At 72.0% G+C, this 19,840-nt stretch carries 19 protein-coding genes; 14 read left to right on the top strand and 5 right to left on the bottom strand.

The features are described from left to right. Positions 1-7: 7 nt before the first annotated feature. Complete coding sequence (locus ACIPW5_RS24900; RefSeq protein ID WP_401248884.1) at positions 8-718, bottom strand: hypothetical protein; 711 nt, start codon at positions 716-718, stop codon at positions 8-10. Between the two features lie 72 nt (positions 719-790). Next, positions 791-1,258 carry a GNAT family N-acetyltransferase gene (locus tag ACIPW5_RS24895; protein WP_401248881.1) on the bottom strand — a complete coding sequence of 156 codons (468 nt, stop codon included), beginning with the start codon at positions 1,256-1,258 and terminating at the stop codon, positions 791-793. Between the two features lie 358 nt (positions 1,259-1,616). Here ACIPW5_RS24895 and thrS point away from each other — a divergent pair, with 358 nt between their 5' ends. Continuing rightward, a complete protein-coding gene (thrS, locus tag ACIPW5_RS24890; protein WP_007263076.1) occupies positions 1,617-3,593 on the top strand; it encodes a threonine--tRNA ligase in 1,977 nt (658 codons plus the stop codon). Positions 3,594-3,678: 85 nt separating this feature from the next. Next, complete coding sequence (locus ACIPW5_RS24885) at positions 3,679-4,239, top strand: HIT family protein (protein ID WP_401248879.1); 561 nt, start codon at positions 3,679-3,681, stop codon at positions 4,237-4,239. A 33-nt stretch (positions 4,240-4,272) separates the two neighbouring features. Here the strand turns inward: ACIPW5_RS24885 and ACIPW5_RS24880 are convergent, their stop codons facing one another. From ACIPW5_RS24880 to ACIPW5_RS24870, 3 genes are all read right to left on the bottom strand, one after another. Beyond that, positions 4,273-4,680 carry a DUF1992 domain-containing protein gene (locus ACIPW5_RS24880; protein WP_401248876.1) on the bottom strand — a complete coding sequence of 136 codons (408 nt, stop codon included), beginning with the start codon at positions 4,678-4,680 and terminating at the stop codon, positions 4,273-4,275. Positions 4,681-4,731: 51 nt separating this feature from the next. After that, positions 4,732-6,414 carry a hypothetical protein gene (locus tag ACIPW5_RS24875; RefSeq protein WP_401248873.1) on the bottom strand — a complete coding sequence of 561 codons (1,683 nt, stop codon included), beginning with the start codon at positions 6,412-6,414 and terminating at the stop codon, positions 4,732-4,734. A 232-nt stretch (positions 6,415-6,646) separates the two neighbouring features. Further along, positions 6,647-8,851: an elongation factor G-like protein EF-G2 gene (locus tag ACIPW5_RS24870; RefSeq protein ID WP_401248870.1), complete on the bottom strand. Its 2,205-nt coding sequence runs from the start codon at positions 8,849-8,851 to the stop codon at positions 6,647-6,649. Between the two features lie 254 nt (positions 8,852-9,105). On the opposite strand from ACIPW5_RS24870, the gene pgsA reads away from it, so the two are divergent. The 12 genes from pgsA (at position 9,106) to secD (ending at position 19,840) form a co-directional block, all read left to right on the top strand. Further along, a complete protein-coding gene (gene pgsA / locus ACIPW5_RS24865; RefSeq protein ID WP_401248868.1) occupies positions 9,106-9,771 on the top strand; it encodes a phosphatidylinositol phosphate synthase in 666 nt (221 codons plus the stop codon). After that, positions 9,771-10,673 carry a phosphatidylinositol mannoside acyltransferase gene (locus tag ACIPW5_RS24860; RefSeq protein ID WP_401248866.1) on the top strand — a complete coding sequence of 301 codons (903 nt, stop codon included), beginning with the start codon at positions 9,771-9,773 and terminating at the stop codon, positions 10,671-10,673. The genes pgsA and ACIPW5_RS24860 overlap by 1 nt, the downstream gene beginning before the upstream one ends. Next, positions 10,673-11,836, top strand: a complete 1,164-nt coding sequence (locus ACIPW5_RS24855) for a glycosyltransferase family 4 protein (protein ID WP_401248864.1) — start codon at positions 10,673-10,675, stop codon at positions 11,834-11,836. Before ACIPW5_RS24860 ends, ACIPW5_RS24855 begins: the two co-directional genes overlap by 1 nt. A 28-nt stretch (positions 11,837-11,864) precedes the next feature. Then, entirely contained in the window at positions 11,865-12,407 is a 543-nt protein-coding gene (locus tag ACIPW5_RS24850) for a hypothetical protein (protein ID WP_401248861.1), read from the top strand. 136 nt (positions 12,408-12,543) lie between these two features. After that, on the top strand, positions 12,544-13,461 hold the full coding sequence (gene pdxS, locus ACIPW5_RS24845) for a pyridoxal 5'-phosphate synthase lyase subunit PdxS (protein ID WP_007263067.1): 918 nt from the start codon (positions 12,544-12,546) through the stop codon (positions 13,459-13,461). Between the two features lie 8 nt (positions 13,462-13,469). Continuing rightward, positions 13,470-14,060, top strand: coding sequence for a pyridoxal 5'-phosphate synthase glutaminase subunit PdxT (pdxT, locus tag ACIPW5_RS24840; RefSeq protein WP_401248858.1), 591 nt, complete (start codon positions 13,470-13,472; stop codon positions 14,058-14,060). A 57-nt stretch (positions 14,061-14,117) separates the two neighbouring features. Further along, entirely contained in the window at positions 14,118-14,870 is a 753-nt protein-coding gene (locus ACIPW5_RS24835) for a YebC/PmpR family DNA-binding transcriptional regulator (RefSeq protein ID WP_389614386.1), read from the top strand. Positions 14,871-14,990: 120 nt separating this feature from the next. After that, complete coding sequence (gene ruvC, locus ACIPW5_RS24830) at positions 14,991-15,527, top strand: crossover junction endodeoxyribonuclease RuvC (protein WP_401248855.1); 537 nt, start codon at positions 14,991-14,993, stop codon at positions 15,525-15,527. Beyond that, entirely contained in the window at positions 15,524-16,159 is a 636-nt protein-coding gene (gene ruvA, locus ACIPW5_RS24825) for a Holliday junction branch migration protein RuvA (RefSeq protein ID WP_401248852.1), read from the top strand. The genes ruvC and ruvA overlap by 4 nt, the downstream gene beginning before the upstream one ends. 58 nt (positions 16,160-16,217) lie before the next feature. Next, positions 16,218-17,279 (top strand): Holliday junction branch migration DNA helicase RuvB, encoded by a 1,062-nt coding sequence (ruvB, locus tag ACIPW5_RS24820; protein WP_401248849.1) that lies wholly within the window; start codon positions 16,218-16,220, stop codon positions 17,277-17,279. Positions 17,280-17,443: 164 nt separating this feature from the next. Then, on the top strand, positions 17,444-17,887 hold the full coding sequence (gene yajC, locus ACIPW5_RS24815) for a preprotein translocase subunit YajC (protein WP_401248846.1): 444 nt from the start codon (positions 17,444-17,446) through the stop codon (positions 17,885-17,887). Positions 17,888-18,037: 150 nt separating this feature from the next. After that, on the top strand, positions 18,038-19,840 hold the full coding sequence (secD, locus tag ACIPW5_RS24810; protein ID WP_401248844.1) for a protein translocase subunit SecD: 1,803 nt from the start codon (positions 18,038-18,040) through the stop codon (positions 19,838-19,840).

Here is a 19,840-nt window from a genome sequence, read left to right as displayed (position 1 = left end):
CCGCCGGCTACGGCGCGACCGGGGCGGCGGTGTCGGGGCTCTCGGGGGGCTTGCTCCCCACGAGGGCCTCCGCGGGGTCGCCCCGCTCGACGGTGACCGGGACACCGCCGGTGATCTTCTCCAGGCGGGCCTTCAGGTCCTGCGACGCGGCCCCCGCCTCGGTGCTCGTCACCACGACCCCGGACGCGTCCCGGGCCGCCGCGAAGCTGTACAGCGGGAAGGCCGGCCGACCCTGGTCGGCGGTGAGCCGCTCCACGGCGGCCATGAGCGCGCGGTGCGTGTAGCGGCTGAGGTAGAGGTCGGCGCGGCCCGGATCCACGGACGGGTCGGCCTTCCGGGCGGCCTCCAGCAGCAGCCGGCCCCGGGCCAGGTCGGTCACGCACACCATGACCCGGCCCGCGGGCCGGTCGGTGGTGTGGGTGCCGTAGACGTCCGCGAAGGCCCCGTACCCCTGGGCGCCGACGGCTTGCGACAGGCGCGCGGCCTCGGGGGTGTTCGCCGGGGTCCCGTCGATGGTGGTGGGCGGGGCGCCGGGCCCGGAGCGGTCGGCACCCGGGCAGGGCCGCGCCCCGCCCGCGGACGGCGACCCGGACGGCGCTGCGGACAACGGCGCGGGCGGCGCCGGCGGCTTGGCCACCGGACCGGAACCGGCGGCGGCCCCGCAGCCGGTGAGCAGCGCGGCGGCGATGCAGGTGAGCGTGACGGCGGTACGGCGCATGGTTCCTCGTTCCCCCTGGGTTCCCTGTGCTTCGGGCGCCCCTCGGACGCACCCGCCCGCCGACCGGTTCCCCTAGGCCGTTCCGGCCGATGTGAAGGAGGCCATCCGCAGGCCGGGGACGGGGGAGAAGTCCGCGCCGCGGGTGAAGCCGAGGCGCTCGTACAGGGCCACCGCCGGGGCGTTGTCCGCGCCCGTCGTGACCTCGACCCGGCGGTCCGGGAAGAGCTCGGCCAGGGCGTGGCGCACCAGCAGCGAGGCCACGCCCCGGCGGAACCAGGCCGGGTCCACGCACAGCCGGTCGACGGACACGCCGTCGCGCGTCTCCTCCCAGGCCAGGAACCCGGCGACGGCGCCCGCCTCCGTCACCGCGCCCAGCCAGCGCAGCGGCCTCGCCCGCATCTCCTCCAGGCCCTCGCCGAGCGCCGGGATGCCGTCGAAGCCGATCAGCTCCGCCTCGACGGCGTAGGCGGCCAGGCCGATCCGGTGCACGGCGGTGGCCGTCGCGTCGTCGGAGAGGTCCAGCAGACGGGGGTGCGGCACGGGGGCGGGTCCTTCCGGGTACGGACGGGCGGGAACGGAGCAGGGGCGGGCCCGGCCACGCTACCCGGCACGCCGGGGCTGGACCGGTGGTTTTCCGGGCCGGACCGGCACGGCGCACGAGCCGGGTACGCCGTGGCGCGGCCGACCGCCCACGGCCCGGCTGCCGCGCACGCCAGCCGGTGCCCCCGGCGGCGCGCGGCCGGGGCGGGACAGCGGGGCCGGAAGGGGGGCCCGTCAGCCGCCCCGCGGCGGGGCTCGGGGGGCGCCCCCGTTAACCGTTTCGCGGCGCAGCCACTCGGCTCGGTACGATTCAGGCGCGCGGCGTTCGCTCGCGCGTCCCTTGAGTCAGGAGAGACCGGTGTCAGACGTCCGTGTGATCATCCAACGCGATTCCGAGCGGGACGAGCGCGTGGTGGCCACGGGCACTACGGCGGCGGAGCTCTTCGCCGGCGAGCGCACCATCGTCGCCGCGCGCATCGCCGGTGAGCTGAAGGACCTCTCGTACGAGGTGAAGGACGGCGAGACCGTCGAGCCCGTGGAGATCTCCTCCGAGGACGGCCTCAACATCCTGCGCCACTCGACCGCGCACGTCATGGCGCAGGCCGTGCAGGAGCTGTTCCCCGAGGCCAAACTGGGCATCGGCCCGCCGGTCCGCGACGGCTTCTACTACGACTTCGACGTCGCCAAGCCCTTCACTCCCGATGACCTGAAGACCATCGAGAAGAAGATGCAGGAGATCCAGAAGCGCGGGCAGAAGTTCGCCCGCCGCGTGGTCTCCGACGAGGCGGCCCGCGAGGAGCTCGCGGACGAGCCGTACAAGCTGGAGCTCATCGGCATCAAGGGCTCCGCGTCGACCGACGACGGCGCGAACGTCGAGGTGGGCGGCGGCGAGCTGACCATCTACGACAACCTGGACGCCAAGACCGGCGAGCTGTGCTGGAAGGACCTCTGCCGCGGTCCCCACCTGCCCACCACCCGCAACATCCCGGCGTTCAAGCTGATGCGCAACGCGGCCGCCTACTGGCGCGGCAGCGAGAAGAACCCGATGCTCCAGCGCATCTACGGCACCGCCTGGCCCTCGAAGGAGGAGCTGAAGGCGCACCTCGACTTCCTCGCCGAGGCCGAGAAGCGCGACCACCGCAAGCTCGGCAACGAGCTCGACCTCTTCTCCATCCCGGACGAGATCGGCTCCGGCCTCGCCGTCTTCCACCCCCGCGGCGGCATCATCCGCCGGGTCATGGAGGACTACTCGCGCCGCCGGCACGAGGAGGAGGGCTACGAGTTCGTCTACTCCCCGCACGCCACCAAGGGCGCCCTCTTCGAGAAGAGCGGCCACCTGGACTGGTACGCGGAGGGCATGTACCCCCCCATGCAGCTCGACGGTGGTACCGACTACTACCTCAAGCCCATGAACTGCCCGATGCACAACCTGATCTTCGACGCGCGCGGCCGCTCCTACCGTGAGCTCCCGCTGCGCCTGTTCGAGTTCGGCACCGTGTACCGGTACGAGAAGTCCGGCGTGGTCCACGGCCTGACCCGCGCCCGGGGCTTCACCCAGGACGACGCGCACATCTACTGCACCCGCGAGCAGATGGCCGAGGAACTCGACCGCACGCTCACCTTCGTGCTCAACCTGCTGCGCGACTACGGTCTGACCGACTTCTACCTGGAGCTGTCCACCAAGGACCCGGAGAAGTTCGTCGGCTCGGACGAGGTCTGGGAGGAGGCCACCGCGGTCCTCCAGCAGGTCGCCGAGAAGCAGGGCCTCCCGCTGACCCCCGACCCGGGCGGCGCGGCCTTCTACGGCCCGAAGATCTCCGTGCAGGCGCGCGACGCCATCGGCCGCACCTGGCAGATGTCGACCGTCCAGCTGGACTTCAACCTGCCGGAGCGCTTCGACCTGGAGTACACCGGCCCCGACGGCTCCCGCCAGCGCCCGGTCATGATCCACCGCGCGCTGTTCGGCTCCATCGAGCGGTTCTTCGCCGTGCTGCTGGAGCACTACGCGGGCGCCATGCCGCCGTGGCTGGCCCCGGTCCAGGCGGTCGGCATCCCGATCGGCGACGGCCACGTGGAGTACCTCCAGGAGTTCGCGGCCGCGGCGAAGAAGCAGGGTCTGCGGGTCGAGGTGGACGCCTCCTCCGACCGGATGCAGAAGAAGATCCGCAACCACCAGAAGCTCAAGGTCCCGTTCATGATCATCGTCGGTGACGAGGACATGGCCGCGGGCACCGTCTCCTTCCGCTACCGCGACGGTTCGCAGGAGAACGGCATCCCGAAGGACGAGGCGCTGGCCAAGCTGGCCAAGGTCGTCGCCGACCGCGTCCAGGTCTGATCCCGGGACCGGCCGGAGCAGGGGCGGGGCCCCCGGAAAGTGATCACTTTCCGGGGGCCCCGCTCGTTCGTCCGGGCGAGGTCATATGCTGCATGGCATGACGATTGAGCCGGAGCGGCAGAACGGTGTGGGCACGCACGACGGGTTCCAGCGCCTGTGGACCCCCCATCGGATGGCCTACATCCAGGGCGAGAACAAGCCGACCGGCCCGGAAGCCGGGGACGGCTGTCCCTTCTGCGCGATTCCGGAGATGTCCGACCAGGACGGCCTGGTCGTGGCGCGGGGCAAGCACGTGTTCGCGGTGCTGAACCTCTACCCCTACAACGGCGGCCACCTGATGGTCGTCCCGTACCGGCACATCGCCGACTACACGGAGCTCGACGGTCCGGAGACGGCCGAGCTGGCGGACCTGACCAAGCGGGCCATGGTCGCGCTGCGTAAGGCCTCCGGGGCGCACGGTTTCAACATCGGGCTCAACCAGGGCAGCGCCGCCGGCGCCGGCATCGCCGCGCACCTGCACCAGCACATCGTGCCCCGCTGGGGCGGGGACACGAACTTCATGCCGGTCGTCGGGCACACCAAGGTGCTCCCGCAACTGCTCGCGGACACCCGCCAGATGCTCGCGGACGCCTGGCCCAACGACTGAGCGGCAGACCGGCCGGCAGACCGGCCGGACCGGTCAGCCCGTACCGTCCCGGTCCCGGCGCCGCTCCGCCAGGACCGCATCCACGTCGAACTCGCCGATGCCCAGCGGCGGTCCCGGCGGGGGCCGCCGCAGGGCCGCGCGGATCTTCTCGTTGACCTCGGCCAGGATCTCCCGGGCCCGGCGCTCGCTCCCGGCCGCCAGGGCCGCCTCCCGGGCGTCCTCGGCCTCCTTGCGCAGGGCCAGCGCCGGCGGCAGCACGGCGAAGCCCTCGCCGTGCAGCTTGCCCCTGATCCACCACATCTCGTCGTACGGGGCGTCCAGCGAGGCCATCGGCTTGCCCCAGCCCGGCAGGTCCGCGAACTCGCCCCGGTCGGCGGCCTCCCTGATCTGCCGGTCCACGAAGGACTCGAAGCTGACTCCGGGCGGCTTGCGTTCGGTCATGACGGCTCCTCCCCGTGGCGGCAGGTACTCCTCCAGCCTACCCATCCGTCCCTAGCCGTCGTAGACGTCCGCCTTGCGCGGGGACGGCTCCTGGATGAGGCCGTTCATGATCGAGGACCGGTTGGTGAAGGCCGCGGTGTCCACGCCGTTCTCCTCCAGCACCTTGAACGTCGCCGCGTGGACGGACCGCAGCACCGGGGCCACGGTGCGCAGCGCGTCGTCCGCCATGAAGCGGTGGCGCCACATGGAGCCCGCCCAGACGTGCCGCAGGCCGAAGGGCTCGGGCAGGACCAGCTTGCCGCCGAAGTACTCCAGCAGCGGCGGGTACCAGGTCAGCGGGGCGCGCGCGGCGAGGCGGACCACCTCCATGGTGTCCACGAGCGGCAGCGGCCGTTCCACAGTCTCCCAGAAGCGGATGGACTTGGGGACCTCGACCACCGGGGGCTTGGACTTGGTGGTGAACAGCCCGTGTACCGGGCCGAGGGCGTGGGCGGTGACGTCCACGCGCAGGGTCTTGTAGAGGACGGTGACGGTGACCAGCATCGTGATGACGAGCTGGCCGTCCCAGAGCGGGTACTGGATGCCGAGGTAGTGCCGGTTGCCGGCGCTGAACTGCTGCTCGTTGCAGATGCGGGTGATCTCGTGCGGCTTGACCAGGAAGGTGTCGACGGTGTCGCCGCTCGGACGCGCCACCTCGCCGGCGCCCTCGCCGACGGGGGTGACGATCCAGTGCTGGATCGAGGCGGCCGGGAAGCCGCCGGTGTGCAGGGGCCCGCGCTCCAGCTTGCGCAGCTGCGCGTCGATCCCGCGTATGACGTCCCAGCTGCGGAAGGGGTGGATCTCGTGCCCGTCCTTCTTGGGGTTGAGCTCCTCGGCCATCTGCCAGCTGCCCCAGCGGATGCCCATGCCGAGGATGCCCTTGGGGCCGGCGTAGAAGACGGAGTTGCTGCGGTCCTCGGCGGTCAGCTTCGCCAGCTGGTGGCGCAGGTCCTCGCGGGCCTTCTCGTCGGGGTTGCCGGGCACCGCCTCCGGGATCTTGGCGGCGACGGGGGCGCCGCCCCCAAGCAGGCCGTCCCAGCGGGAGCGCAGGTCGGCGGCGGTCCTCTCGCAGATCCGGCGGGCCAGGAACCAGCCGAGGACGGGGGCGATGATCGCGCCGAGCAGGTAGAGCTCCAACAGGCCGCTGCCGGGCTGGCGGTACACCACCCGGTAGAGCAGCACGATGCCGACGAGGACCACGCCGACCACCAGGGCGGTGCCCACCCAGGTGCTCTTCTTGCCGTCGCCCTTGGCCAGCGTCTTGCGCAGCTGGAACAGGCCCAGCCAGAGCAGCAGCCCGGGGAGGAACACCACCCCGGCGACCAGCATGATCAGACGCAGCTTGCGGTCGCGTTCCTTGCGGATGCGGGAGGCCGCCAGGCAGTGCTCGACGACGGTCTGCGGGTCGGCGCCGAAGGACTGGATCAGCGGTTTGCGGCCGGCGCCGAGGGTGCGGGCCTCGACGGCGCGGCAGAAGGCCTCGCCGAGGTTGGGTTCGAGGAGGGAGATCTTCGGGGCCTTGACCGAGGCGGGGTGGTTCTCGCTGTTCGCCCCGAGTATGGAGGACAGCGCGGTGTCCTTGCCCCCGTCGCGGTACGCGGCGGAGGCGAGGGCATTGGTCGCCGCGGTCTGGCCGCCGCCCCCCTGGAGAGGAATCTGTGCTCCGGGCCTGAAGTCGAAACCGTCGTCCGCCACCGCTGCCCCCATCGCCGTGCCACTGTGCTCTTTGCCCGTGGTGCCGTCGTGCCGTCGTGCTGGTCGTACCGCCGCCGTTCGCGGCGTGTCGCGCCCTGCCGTGTCGCGCTCTGTCGTCGTCCGTTGTGCTCTCCGTCGCGGCGAAGAGCCTATATGCGGACCCGTCCCCATGGTCATGGGACAGGGAAATACCGCCCACCGCAAGCCGGTTGGGTGGGCGGTACCCGGTGCGCTATGTCAACTGGCTTCCCTTCTCTGCCTGTTCGCGCATCTTGTCCGCGAGGTGGGCCGGCATGGGCTCGTGCCGGGCGTACGCGCGGCTGAAGCGGCCCGTGCCGTGGGACACGGAGCGCAGGTCCACGGCGTAGCGGCCGATCTCGATCTCCGGGATCTCGGCGCGCACCCGGGACCGGCCGGGGCCGGCCTGCTCGGTGCCGACGACGCGGCCGCGGCGGCCGGCGAGGTCGCTCATGACCGGGCCGACGTACTCGTCGGGCACCTCGACGTCGAGTTCGGCGACGGGCTCCAGCAGGTGGATCGGGATGTCGGCGGCGGCTTCGCGCAGGGCGAGGGCGCCGGCGGTCTGGAAGGCGGCGTCGGAGGAGTCGACCGAGTGCGCCTTGCCGTCGCGCAGGGTGATGCGCACGTCGACCAGCGGATAGCCGGCCGCGATGCCGCGGGCGGCCTGGGCGCGCACGCCCTTCTCGACGGACGGGATGAACTGGCGGGGAACGGCGCCGCCGACGACCTTGTCGACGAACTCGATGCCGCTGCCCGGCGGCAGGGGTTCGACCTCGATCTCGCAGATGGCGTACTGGCCGTGGCCGCCGGACTGTTTGACGTGCCGCCCGCGTCCGGCGGCCTTGGCGCCGAAGGTCTCGCGCAGGCTGACCTTGTGGGGGACGGGGTCGACCTGGACCCCGTAGCGGGTCTTGAGCCGTTCGAGGACGAGGTCCTGGTGGGCCTCGCCCAGGCACCACAGGACGAGCTGGTGGGTGTGCGGGTTCTGCTCCAGCCGCAGGGTGGGGTCCTCGGCGACCAGGCGGGCCAGGCCCTGGGAGAGCTTGTCCTCGTCGGCCTTGCTGTGGGCCTCGACGGCGAGGGGGAGCAGCGGCTCGGGCATGGGCCAGGGCTCCATCAGGAGCGGGGCGTCCTTGGCGGAGAGGGTGTCGCCGGTCTCGGCGCGGGTGAGTTTGGCCACGCAGGCGAGGTCGCCGGCGATGCAGGTGCCGAGGGCGCGCTGCTGCTTGCCGAAGGGGGAGGTGAGGGTGCCGATGCGCTCGTCGACGTCGTGGTCCTCGTGCCCGCGGTCCTCCAGGCCGTGGCCGGAGACGTGGACGGTCTCCTCGGGGCGCAGGGTGCCGGAGAAGACGCGGACCAGGGAGACGCGGCCGACGTAGGGGTCGGAGGAGGTCTTGACGACCTCGGCGAGCAGCGGTCCGGCCGGGTCGCAGGTGACGTCGGGGCGGGGGGAGCCGTCGGGGGCGGTGACGGTCACGGGGGCGCGTTCGGCGGGGGTGGGGAAGCCGCCGGTGATCAGTTCGAGGAGTTCCACCGTGCCCAGGCCCTGGCGGGCGCCGTCGGGGGCGGGGGCGGCCATCAGGACGGGGTGGAAGGTGCCCCGGGCGACGGCCCGCTCCAGGTCGTCGATCAGCGTCTTGACGTCGATGTCCTCGCCGCCGAGGTAGCGGTCCATGAGGGTCTCGTCCTCGCTCTCGGCGATGATCCCCTCGATGAGGCGCGAGCGGGCTTCGTCGATGAGGGCGAGTTCGGCGGGGTCCGGGTCGCGTTCGGCGCGTTCGCCGGAGGTGTAGTCGTACACGCGCCGGGAGAGCAGGCCCAGCAGGCCGTGGACGGGGGCGTGGCCGTCGGGTCCGGCCGGTCCGTGCAGCGGGAGGTAGAGCGGGATGACGGCGTCCGGGTCGTCGGCGCCGAAGGTCTCCCCGCACACGGCGGTCATCTGGGAGTAGTCGGCGCGGGCTGCCTCCAAATGGGTGACGACGATGGCGCGCGGCATGCCGACGGCCTCGCACTCGTCCCAGACCATCCGGGTGGCCCCGTCGATCCCGTCGGCGGCGGAGACGACGAAGAGGGCGGCGTCCGCGGCGCGCAGACCGGCCCTGAGTTCCCCGACGAAGTCGGCGTATCCGGGGGTGTCCAGGACGTTGATCTTGATTCCGGCCCATTCGACGGGGACCAGGGACAGCTGGACGGAGCGCTGGCGGCGGTGCTCGATCTCGTCGTAGTCCGAGACCGTGCCCCCGTCCTCGACCCGTCCGGCCCGGTTCACGGCCCCCGCGGTCAGGGCCAGGGCCTCGACCAGAGTGGTCTTCCCGGCGCCGCTGTGGCCGACCAGCACGACGTTCCGTACGGAGTCGGGCCGGTCGGCCGTCAGTGCCCTGCCGGCGGCTCCGGCTTGGTGTGATGTGGCTCCCATGCTTCTCGTGCCTCCTGGTGTCGCGGTGAGGAGGGTGATCGGGGTCCTTCGAGCTTTGCACTGCCGTCACACTGCGTCCATACGTGGTACCGGCCACGGTCGGCCGCGCGGCGGGAGGGTGACGCGGGCCCGTGGTGGGCGGGGAGCCGGAGCGAACCGGTGGGTGCGCGGCGCTGCGGGCGCGGGGTGCTGGCTACGATGGGCCAGCCGGTGGCCGTGGTGGCCCCTCGGCCCAGCGACCCTCTGGGAAGGCCATGCTGAACAAGTACGCGCGTGCGTTCTTCACGCGTGTTCTCACGCCGTTCGCCGCATTTCTCCTGCGCCGGGGGGTGAGCCCGGACGCCGTCACCCTCATCGGCACCGCCGGAGTGGTGGCCGGAGCGCTGGTCTTCTTCCCCCGCGGCGAGCTGTTCTGGGGAACGATCACCATCACCCTCTTCGTCTTCTCCGACCTGGTGGACGGCAACATGGCCCGCCAGGCCGGGACGTCCAGCCGGTGGGGGGCGTTCCTCGACTCCACGCTCGACCGGGTGGCCGACGCGGCGATCTTCGGCGGCCTCGCGCTCTGGTACGCGGGCCTGGGCGACGACAACGCGCTGTGCGCGGTGGCGATCTTCTGCCTGGCCAGCGGGCAGGTGGTCTCGTACACGAAGGCCCGCGGCGAGGCGATCGGGCTGCCGGTCGCCGTCAACGGGCTCGTCGAACGCGCCGAACGCCTGGTGATCTCCCTGGTCGCGGCCGGCCTGTCCGGGCTGCAGACCTTCGGGGTCCCGTCGTGGATCGGGGTGCTGCTCCCGGTGGCGCTGTGGATCGTGGCGGCGGGCTCGCTGGTCACCCTGATCCAGCGGGTGGTCACCGTACGCCGCGAGGCGGCCGAGGCCGACGCGGCGGCCGCCGCCGCCGAGGGTGGCGCGCTCTGATGGGGACGGCACGGGACAAGCTGGTCGACGGGCTGTACGGGCTCGGCTGGGCCGGCGTGAAGAAGCTCCCCGAGCCGGCGGCGGTGGCCCTCGGCCGGAAGATCGCGGACGTGGCGTGGAAGCGGCGCGGCAAGAGCGTGCTGCGGCTGGAGTCCAACCTGGCCCGGGTGGTGCCCGACGCGACCCCCGAACGGCTGCGCGAGCTGTCGCACGCGGGCATGCGTTCGTACATGCGCTACTGGATGGAGTCCTTCCGGCTGCCCGCCATGGACCCGAAGCGGTTCGGCGAGGACGTCCAGCTGAAGGACGACCACATCCTGCGCGAGGCCATCGCCTCCGGCCGCGGGGTCATCGCCGCCCTGCCGCACCTGGCCAACTGGGACCTCGCCGGCGCGTGGGTCACCGGCCACCTCGGCGTTCCCTTCACCACCGTCGCCGAGCGGCTCAAGCCCGAGTCCCTCTACGACCGCTTCGTGGCCTACCGGGAGAGCCTCGGCATGGAGGTCCTGCCGCACAACGGCGGCGCCTCCTTCGGCACCCTGGCGCGCCGGCTGCGCTCCGGCGGCCTGATCTGCCTGGTCGCCGACCGGGACCTGTCGGCCTCCGGGGTCGAGGTGGACTTCTTCGGCTCCCGCGCCCGGATGCCCGCCGGTCCCGCGCTGCTGGCGCAGCAGACCGGGGCGGTGCTGCTGCCGGTCACCCTGTACTACGGCGACAGCCCGAAGATGTACGGCCGCTTCCACCCCGAGGTGGAGGTGCCCGAGCAGGGCACGCGCACCGAGAAGACCGCCGCCATGACCCAGGCGGTGGCGGACGCCTTCGCCACGGGCATCGCGGAGCACCCGGAGGACTGGCACATGCTGCAGCGGCTGTGGCTCGACGACCTGGAGGAACGCCCGTAGTGAAGATCGGCATCGTGTGCCCGTACTCGTGGGACGTGCCGGGCGGCGTCCAGTTCCACATCCGCGACCTGGCCGAGCACCTGATCCGCCAGGGCCACGAGGTGTCGGTCCTGGCCCCGGCGGACGACGAGACCCCGCTGCCCCCCTACGTGGTCTCGGCGGGACGGGCGGTGCCGGTGCCCTACAACGGGTCGGTCGCCCGGCTGAACTTCGGCTTCCTCTCCGCCGCCCGGGTACGCCGCTGGCTGCACGAGGGCGTCTTCGACGTGATCCACATCCACGAGCCGGCCTCGCCCTCCCTCGGCCTGCTGTCCTGCTGGGCGGCCCAGGGCCCGATCGTGGCCACGTTCCACACCTCCAACCCCCGCTCGCGCGCGATGATCGCCGCGTACCCGATCCTGCAGCCGGCACTGGAGAAGATCAGCGCCCGGATCGCGGTCAGCGAGTACGCCCGGCGCACCCTGGTCGAGCACCTCGGCGGGGACGCGGTCGTCATCCCCAACGGCGTCGACGTCGACTTCTTCGCCAAGGCCGACCCGAACCCCGAATGGTCCGGGCAGACCCTGGGCTTCATCGGCCGCATCGACGAACCCCGCAAGGGCCTCCCCGTCCTCATGGCGGCCTTCCCCGCCATCGTCGAGGCCTGCCCGGACGTACGCCTGCTCGTGGCCGGCCGCGGCGACGAGGAGGAGGCCGTGGCCTCCCTCCCGGAGCACCTGCGCTCCCGGGTGGAGTTCCTCGGCATGGTCTCCGACGAGGACAAGGCCCGCCTGCTGCGCAGCGTGGACGTCTACGTCGCGCCGAACACGGGCGGGGAGAGCTTCGGCATCATCCTGGTCGAGGCCCTCTCGGCGGGCGCGGCCGTCCTCGCCTCGGACCTCGACGCCTTCGCCCAGGTCCTGGACCAGGGCGCGGCGGGGCAACTCTTCGCCAACGAGGACGCCGCCTCCCTGGCCGCGGCGGCGACCGCCCTCCTGCACGATCCGGACCGCCGCGCGGAACTGAGCGCCCGCGGCTCGGCGCACGTACGCCGCTTCGACTGGTCGACGGTGGGCGCGGACATCCTGGCGGTCTACGAAACGGTCACCACCGGCGCGGCGGCCGTCGCCACCGACGAACGCGTCCCCCTCCGCACCCGCCTGGGCTTCACGCGGGACACGTAGGGGCCCGTAGCGGGTAGTGTCGCCGCCCGTGATCGAAAACCTTGTCTGGATCGCGGTGGCGCTCGCCGTCGTCGGGGTCTACCTCAGCTGGACCGCCGGGCGGCTGGACCGGTTGCACACGCGGATGGACGCCGCCCGGGCCGCACTCGACGCGCAGCTCGTGCGGCGGGCCTCCGTGGTGCTGGAGGTGGCCACCTCCGGGGCGCTCGACCCCGCCTCCTCGCTCGTGCTGTACGAGGCCGCGCACGCGGCGCGGCAGGCCGAGGAGGAGCAGCGGGAGGTCGCCGAGAGCGAGCTCAGCCAGGCGCTGCGGGCGGTGTTCGCCGACGCGGACCAGGTGGAGGTGCTGAAGGCGGCCCCGGGCGGGGTGGCGGCCGCCGAGGAGCTGGCCGCGGCGGTGCGCCGGGTGCCCATGGCGCGCCGGTTCCTGAACGACGCCGTACGGGCCGCCCGCGCGCTGCGCCGCCACCGCAAGGTCCGATGGTTCAGACTGGCGGGACACGCGCCGTTCCCGCTGGCCTTCGAAATGGACGATGAGCCTCCGGTGGACCTAGCGGACCGCCCCGCCTGAGGTTCATAGGGCCGCGGGGGACAAGTGAAAGAGCCACCGGCTCCACATTGGCCCTTGTAGTGGACTGGTCGGTGGGGTTTTCTCAGCCGAGTACCGCCCGTCTTTCCTTCGCGTTCGTTTCGAGTGAGGTCAACCCGTGAGCACGCTTCCCACCTCTTCCCAGTCCGCTGAGTCGGCGATCGGCACCTCCCGCGTCAAGCGCGGCATGGCCGAGCAGCTCAAGGGCGGCGTGATCATGGACGTGGTCAACGCCGAGCAGGCGAAGATCGCCGAGGACGCCGGCGCCGTGGCCGTCATGGCCCTGGAGCGGGTTCCCGCCGACATCCGCAAGGACGGCGGCGTGGCCCGCATGTCGGACCCGAACATGATCGAAGAGATCATCGAGGCCGTCTCCATCCCGGTCATGGCCAAGTCCCGCATCGGCCACTTCGTCGAGGCCCAGGTCCTCCAGTCCCTCGGCGTCGACTACATCGACGAGTCCGAGGTCCTGACCCCGGCCGACGAGATCAACCACTCCGACAAGTGGGCCTTCACCACCCCCTTCGTCTGTGGCGCCACCAACCTGGGCGAGGCCCTGCGCCGCATCGCCGAGGGCGCGGCCATGATCCGCTCGAAGGGCGAGGCCGGCACCGGCAACGTCGTCGAGGCCGTCCGCCACCTGCGCCAGATCAAGAACGAGATCGCCCAGCTGCGCGGCTACGACAACAACGAGCTGTACGCCGCCGCCAAGGAGCTGCGCGCCCCGTACGAGCTCGTCAAGGAGGTCGCCGAGCTCGGCAAGCTCCCCGTCGTGCTGTTCTCCGCCGGCGGCGTCGCCACCCCGGCCGACGCCGCCCTGATGCGCCAGCTCGGTGCCGAGGGCGTCTTCGTCGGCTCCGGCATCTTCAAGTCGGGCGACCCGGCCAAGCGCGCCGCCGCCATCGTGAAGGCCACCACCTTCTTCGACGACCCGAAGGTCATCGCGGACGCGTCCCGCAACCTGGGCGAGGCCATGGTCGGCATCAACTGCGACACCCTCCCCGAGGCCGAGCGCTACGCCAACCGCGGCTGGTAGTCACTGTCATGAGCAACCCCGTCATTGGTGTCCTGGCCCTCCAGGGCGACGTACGGGAGCACCTGATCGCCCTGGCCGCGGCTGACGCCGTGGCCAGGCCGGTCCGGCGCCCCGAGGAGCTCGCCGAGGTCGACGCCCTGGTGATCCCCGGCGGCGAGTCCACGACCATGTCGAAGCTCGCCGTGCTGTTCGGCATGCTGGAGCCGCTGCGCGAGCGCGTGCGCGCCGGCATGCCCGTCTACGGCACCTGCGCCGGCATGATCATGCTCGCCGACAAGCTGCTCGACGGCCGTGAGGACCAGGAGACGCTCGGCGGCATCGACATGATCGTGCGCCGCAACGCCTTCGGCCGGCAGAACGAGTCCTTCGAGGCGCAGATCGACTTCGCCGGCATAGACGGCGGCCCCGTCGAGGGCGTCTTCATCCGCGCCCCGTGGGTCGAGTCGGTCGGCGGCAGCGTCGAGGTGCTCGCCCGGTACGACGGCCACACCGTCGCCGTGCGCCAGGGCAACGTGCTCGCGACCTCGTTCCACCCCGAGCTGACCGGCGACGATCGCGTCCACGCGTACTTCGTCGACATGGTGCGCGCGGGGCTGTGACCCGGTCCCGGTAGGATCGGAGACGAACACTGTTGGTTACGCGAAGGAGACAGGCGGATGTCCGGCCACTCTAAATGGGCTACGACGAAGCACAAGAAGGCCGTGATCGATGCCAAGCGCGGCAAGCTCTTCGCGAAGCTGATCAAGAACATCGAGGTCGCGGCCCGTATGGGCGGTGCCGACATCGAGGGCAACCCGACGCTCTTCGACGCCGTCCAGAAGGCCAAGAAGCAGTCGGTCCCGAACAAGAACATCGACTCCGCGGTCAAGCGCGGCGGCGGCCTCGAGGCCGGCGGCGCCGACTACGAGACGATCATGTACGAGGGCTACGGCCCCAACGGTGTCGCGGTGCTCATCGAGTGCCTCACCGACAACCGCAACCGTGCCGCCTCCGACGTCCGCGTCGCCATGACCCGCAACGGCGGCTCCATGGCCGACCCGGGCTCGGTCTCGTACCTGTTCAACCGCAAGGGCGTCATCCTGCTGCCCAAGGCCGAGCTCTCCGAGGACGACGTCCTGGGCGCGGTCCTGGACGCCGGTGCCGAAGAGGTCAACGACAACGGCGACACCTGGGAGATCATCAGCGAGGCCACCGACCTGGTCGCGGTCCGCACCGCGCTCCAGGAGGCCGGCATCGACTACGACTCCGCCGACTCCAGCTTCGTCCCGACCATGCAGGTCGAGCTGGACGAAGAGGGCGCGCGCAAGATCTTCAAGCTGATCGACGCGCTGGAGGACAGCGACGACGTGCAGAACGTCTTCGCCAACTTCGACGTCTCGGACGAGGTCATGGAGAAGGTCGACGCCTGACCGGCGCCGCACCTCCGCTTTCCCTTCGGCGGGCCGACAGGACACACCCTGTCGGCCCGCCGTCGCATTGTCGGTGGGGGCGGATAGCCTGCACGGAAAGGTCTCGGAGGAGGGGGCGGAGTGCGCGTACTGGGTGTGGACCCGGGGCTGACCAGGTGCGGGGTCGGCGTGGTCGAGGGAGTCGCCGGGCGGCCCCTGACCATGATCGGCGTCGGGGTGGTCCGGACGCCCGCCGACGCCGAGCTGGGGCAGCGGCTCGTCGCGATCGAGGCGGGCATCGAGGAATGGCTCGATGCGCACCGCCCCGAGTTCGTCGCCGTGGAGCGGGTTTTCAGCCAGCACAACGTCCGCACCGTGATGGGCACCGCCCAGGCCAGCGCCGTCGCCATGCTGTGCGCCGCGCGTCGCGGGATACCGGTCGCCCTGCACACCCCGAGCGAGGTGAAGGCCGCCGTCACCGGCAGCGGCCGCGCCGACAAGGCACAGGTCGGGGCCATGGTCACCCGGCTGCTGCGGCTCGCCGAACCGCCGAAGCCGGCCGACGCCGCCGACGCCCTCGCCCTCGCCATCTGCCACATCTGGCGGGCCCCCGCCCAGAACCGCCTCCAGCAGGCGGTCGCCCAGCACGCCACCGCCCTGAAAGGCCGTACCCGATGATCGCCTTCGTCAGCGGCCAGGTCGCCGCGCTCGCCCCCACCCTCGCCGTGATCGAGGTCGGGGGAGTGGGCATGGCCGTGCAGTGCACGCCGAACACCATCGCCGGCCTGCGCGTGGGCGAGCAGGCGCGGCTGGCCACCTCGCTGGTCGTCCGGGAGGACTCGCTGACCCTGTACGGCTTCGCGGACGACGACGAACGCCAGGTCTTCGAGCTGCTCCAGACCGCGAGCGGGGTCGGCCCCCGGGTGGCCCAGGCGATGCTCGGGGTGCACAGCCCCGACGCGCTGCGGGTGGCCTTCGCCGCCGGGGACGCGAAGGCCCTGACGGCCGTGCCCGGGATCGGCCCCAAGGGCGCGCAGAAGCTGCTGCTGGAGCTGAAGGGCAAGCTGGGCGCCCCCGCCTCGGCCGCCGGCCCGGTGGTCGGTGCGCAGCGGGCCGCCGCGGCCGGCCCGGCGCCGTGGACCGAGCAGCTGACGGCCGCGCTGATCGGGCTGGGGTACGCCTCCCGGGACGCGGAGGAGGCGGTTTCGGCCGTGACCCCGCAGGCCGAGGAGGCCATCGCCGCCGGCGGTTCGGCTCCCGTCCCGCAGCTGCTGCGGGCCGCCCTCCAGTCCCTGAACCGGGCCCGCTGACCGGCTCCCCGCCCCTCCGGGCCACCACCGCAACGACGCAGAAGGCAGACTGAACACCGTGAACTGGGACGACGAGAGCGACGACCGGATCGTGGCGGCCGCCGCCGACGGGGAGGACACCGCCGTCGAGGCGGCGCTGCGCCCCAAGGACCTCGGCGAGTTCGTCGGCCAGGAGAAGGTCCGCCAGCAGCTGGACCTGGTGCTGAAGGCCGCCCGCCAGCGCGGTGCCACCGCCGACCACGTGCTGCTGTCCGGCGCGCCCGGACTCGGCAAGACCACGCTGTCGATGATCATCGCCGCCGAGATGGGCGCGCCGATCCGGATCACCTCCGGCCCCGCCATCCAGCACGCCGGGGACCTCGCGGCGATCCTGTCCTCCCTCCAGGAGGGCGAGGTGCTCTTCCTCGACGAGATCCACCGCATGTCCCGGCCCGCCGAGGAGATGCTGTACATGGCGATGGAGGACTTCCGCGTCGACGTGATCGTCGGGAAGGGGCCCGGCGCCACCGCGATCCCGCTCGAACTGCCGCCCTTCACCCTCGTGGGCGCCACCACCCGGGCCGGCCTGCTGCCCCCGCCCCTGCGGGACCGCTTCGGCTTCACCGGGCACATGGAGTTCTACGCCCCCGCCGAGCTGGAACGCGTCGTCCGCCGCTCCGCGGGCCTCCTCGACGTCGAGATCGACACCGCCGGGGCCGCCGAGATCGCCGGCCGCTCCCGCGGCACCCCCCGCATCGCCAACCGGCTGCTGCGCCGCGTGCGCGACTACGCGCAGGTGAAGGCCGACGGGGTGATCACCCGTGAGGTGGCCGCCACCGCCCTCCAGGTGTACGAGGTGGACGCGCGCGGCCTCGACCGGCTGGACCGGGCCGTGCTGGAGGCGCTGCTCAAGCTGTTCGGCGGCGGGCCCGTCGGGCTGTCCACCCTCGCCGTGGCCGTGGGGGAGGAGCGCGAGACGGTCGAGGAGGTCGCCGAGCCCTTCCTCGTCCGGGAGGGACTGCTCGCCCGCACCCCGCGCGGCCGGATCGCGACCCCCGCCGCATGGGCCCACCTGGGGCTCGTCCCGCCCCAGCAGGGCGGCAGTGGATCAAGCGGACAACAGGGCCTGTTCGGGGCCTGACGGCGCGGAGGTTCGACCGGTCAGGAACTGCGGTGCCATGCTGGGCGTTGTTCCATCGGTGCGGACTCGCCTAGACTCCGCCGATGCCGACCCTTCGGGTCGGCGTGCCCACCCCCGTAGAAATGGCCGCTCCCTGGCGCGGCCGTGCGAAGGATCCTCGTCCCGTGAACAACATCAGCTTCTTGCTCCCGTTCATCGTGCTCATCGGGGCGATGTTCCTGATGACCCGGTCCGCCAAGAAGAAGCAGGCCCAGGCCGCGTCGATGCGTGACCAGATGACGACCGGCACCGGCGTGCGCACCATCGGCGGCATGTACGCCACCGTCAAGGAGATCGGTGAGGACACCGTCACCCTCGAGGTGGCCCCGGGCGTCCACGCGGTCTACGCGAAGAACGCCATCGGCGCCGTCCTGGAGGACGCCGAGTACAACCGCATCGTCCACGGCTTCTCCGAGACGCCCGAGGACGACGCGCCGGTCGTCCCCGACGACGCCTCCTCGCTGACCGAGGGCGACGCCCCCAAGCTCGACCTGGGCAAGAAGGACGAGCCCAAGGGCGACGACGAGCCGAAGGACGGCAAGACCGACGGCGAGCCCGGCGCCAAGTAGCGGCCGGCAGGGGCCGCGGCGGTGTCCGACCGGCATCCGCCGCGGTTCCCGCAGTGAACTTCTGCGGGGGGCAGGGGTCCCCACCACACATTTCGTGGCCGTCCGCGCGCTGACCCGGCGCGGGACGGTTGGACAGGGAGAAACGACAAGGTGGCAGCACCGAAGAAGGGCCGGCGGCCCACGGGGGCTCAGGGGAGGCCGGGGCGCGCCCTGGCGTTCATCCTGATCGCGATGGTGGCGCTCACCGCGGGGATGTTCCTCACGAAGCAGACGACGCCCCGCCTGGGCATCGACCTCGCCGGCGGTACGAGCATCACGCTCAAGGCGAAGAGCGAGCCCGGCAAGCCGGACGCCGTCAACGAGACCAACATGAACACGGCGGTCGGCATCATCGAGCGCCGCGTCAACGGTCTCGGCGTCTCGGAGGCCGAGGTCCAGACGCAGGGCCGCGACCACATCATCGTGAACATCCCCAAGGGGGTGAACGAGCAGCAGGCCCGCCAGCAGGTCGGTACCACCGCCCAGCTGTACTTCCGCCCCGTGCTCGCCTTCGCGGACGGCGCCCCCGCCGCCCCCGAGACCAAGCCGAGCGCGTCCCCGAGCCCCTCCGCGAGCGGCTCCGGCGCTCCGAAGGCCGAGGGCAGCTCCAAGCCCTCCGCGTCGGCCACCCCGTCGTCCAGCGCCACTTCCCAGGGCCGTGTGCTCAGCGAGGCCCTCAAGGCCCCGGGCACCCCCACTCCCTCGCCCTCGGCGAGCGAGTCGAAGAAGGCAGACGACAGCAAGGCCACGCCCGCCGCCTCCGCCCCGGCCCCCGCCCCGACCCCGTCGGCCGATCCGGCCGTCGCGGACCTGCAGGCGAAGTTCGCCGCGCTGGACTGCACCAAGGAGGACCAGCGCGCCACGGCCGGCAAGGGCGTGAAGCCCACCGACCCGATGATCGCCTGTGGCCAGCGCGGCAACGCCTGGGGCAAGTGGGTCCTCGGTCCGGCCCAGGTCGACGGCCAGGACGTGAAGGACGCCAAGGGCGTCATCGACCAGCAGCGCGGTCAGTGGATCGTGCAGATGCAGTTCACCGACAAGGGCGCCGACAAGTTCGCCAAGATCACCGGTGAGCTGGCCGCCAAGCAGTCCCCGCAGAACCAGTTCGCGATCGTGCTCGACGGCGAGGTCATCTCCGACCCGTCCGTGAGCCAGGCGCTGACCGGCGGCAACGCCGAGATCTCCGGCGGCTTCACCCAGCAGTCCGCGCAGGACCTGGGCAACATGCTGTCGTACGGCGCCCTGCCGCTGTCCTTCCAGGAGGACAGCGTCACCACCGTCACCGCCGCGCTCGGCGGCGAGCAGCTGAAGGCCGGCCTCATCGCCGGTGCCATCGGCCTCGCGCTCGTGGTGATCTACCTGCTGGTGTACTACCGGGGCCTGGCTTTCATCGCCATCATCAGCCTCCTGGTGTCCGCGATCCTCACCTACACGATCATGGCGCTGCTGGGCAAGGGCATCGGCTTCGCCCTGAACCTGCCCGCCGTCTGCGGCGCGATCGTCGCGATCGGCATCACGGCCGACTCGTTCATCGTGTACTTCGAGCGCATCCGCGACGAGATCCGCGAGGGCCGCACCCTGCGTCCGGCCGTCGAGCGCGCCTGGCCGCGCGCCCGCCGCACCATCCTGGTCTCCGACTTCGTGTCGTTCCTCGCCGCAGCGGTGCTCTTCGTCGTCACCGTCGGCAAGGTCCAGGGCTTCGCCTTCACGCTGGGTCTCACCACCCTGCTCGACGTGGTCGTGGTGTTCCTCTTCACCAAGCCGGTCATGACCCTGCTGGCCCGTACGAAGTTCTTCTCCAGCGGGCACCCGTGGTCCGGGCTCGACCCGAAGCGGCTCGGCGCCAAGCCGCCGCTGCGCCGGTCGCGCCGCAGCGCGCCTGTCCCCGCCCCCGTCGACGCAAAGGAGGCGTGA

The organism is Streptomyces sp. NPDC090077 (assembly GCF_044747545.1).
In the GTDB taxonomy this organism is placed as follows: Bacteria; Actinomycetota; Actinomycetes; order Streptomycetales; family Streptomycetaceae; genus Streptomyces.
Note: the sequence above shows the minus strand (reverse complement) of the source record. Positions and strands in the feature narration are given on the sequence as shown.

What these genes read in the sequence shown, in the direction of transcription:
- ACIPW5_RS24900 (WP_401248884.1), bottom strand. Translation starts at nt 718, where the DNA reads ATGCGCCGTACCGCCGTCACGCTCACCTGCATCGCCGCCGCGCTGCTC.
- ACIPW5_RS24885 (WP_401248879.1), top strand. Translation starts at nt 3,679, where the DNA reads ATGCTGCATGGCATGACGATTGAGCCGGAGCGGCAGAACGGTGTGGGC.
- ACIPW5_RS24880 (WP_401248876.1), bottom strand. Translation starts at nt 4,680, where the DNA reads ATGACCGAACGCAAGCCGCCCGGAGTCAGCTTCGAGTCCTTCGTGGAC.
- ACIPW5_RS24870 (WP_401248870.1), bottom strand. Translation starts at nt 8,851, where the DNA reads ATGGGAGCCACATCACACCAAGCCGGAGCCGCCGGCAGGGCACTGACG.
- pgsA (WP_401248868.1), top strand. Translation starts at nt 9,106, where the DNA reads ATGCTGAACAAGTACGCGCGTGCGTTCTTCACGCGTGTTCTCACGCCG.
- ACIPW5_RS24860 (WP_401248866.1), top strand. Translation starts at nt 9,771, where the DNA reads ATGGGGACGGCACGGGACAAGCTGGTCGACGGGCTGTACGGGCTCGGC.
- pdxT (WP_401248858.1), top strand. Translation starts at nt 13,470, where the DNA reads ATGAGCAACCCCGTCATTGGTGTCCTGGCCCTCCAGGGCGACGTACGG.
- ACIPW5_RS24835 (WP_389614386.1), top strand. Translation starts at nt 14,118, where the DNA reads ATGTCCGGCCACTCTAAATGGGCTACGACGAAGCACAAGAAGGCCGTG.
- ruvA (WP_401248852.1), top strand. Translation starts at nt 15,524, where the DNA reads ATGATCGCCTTCGTCAGCGGCCAGGTCGCCGCGCTCGCCCCCACCCTC.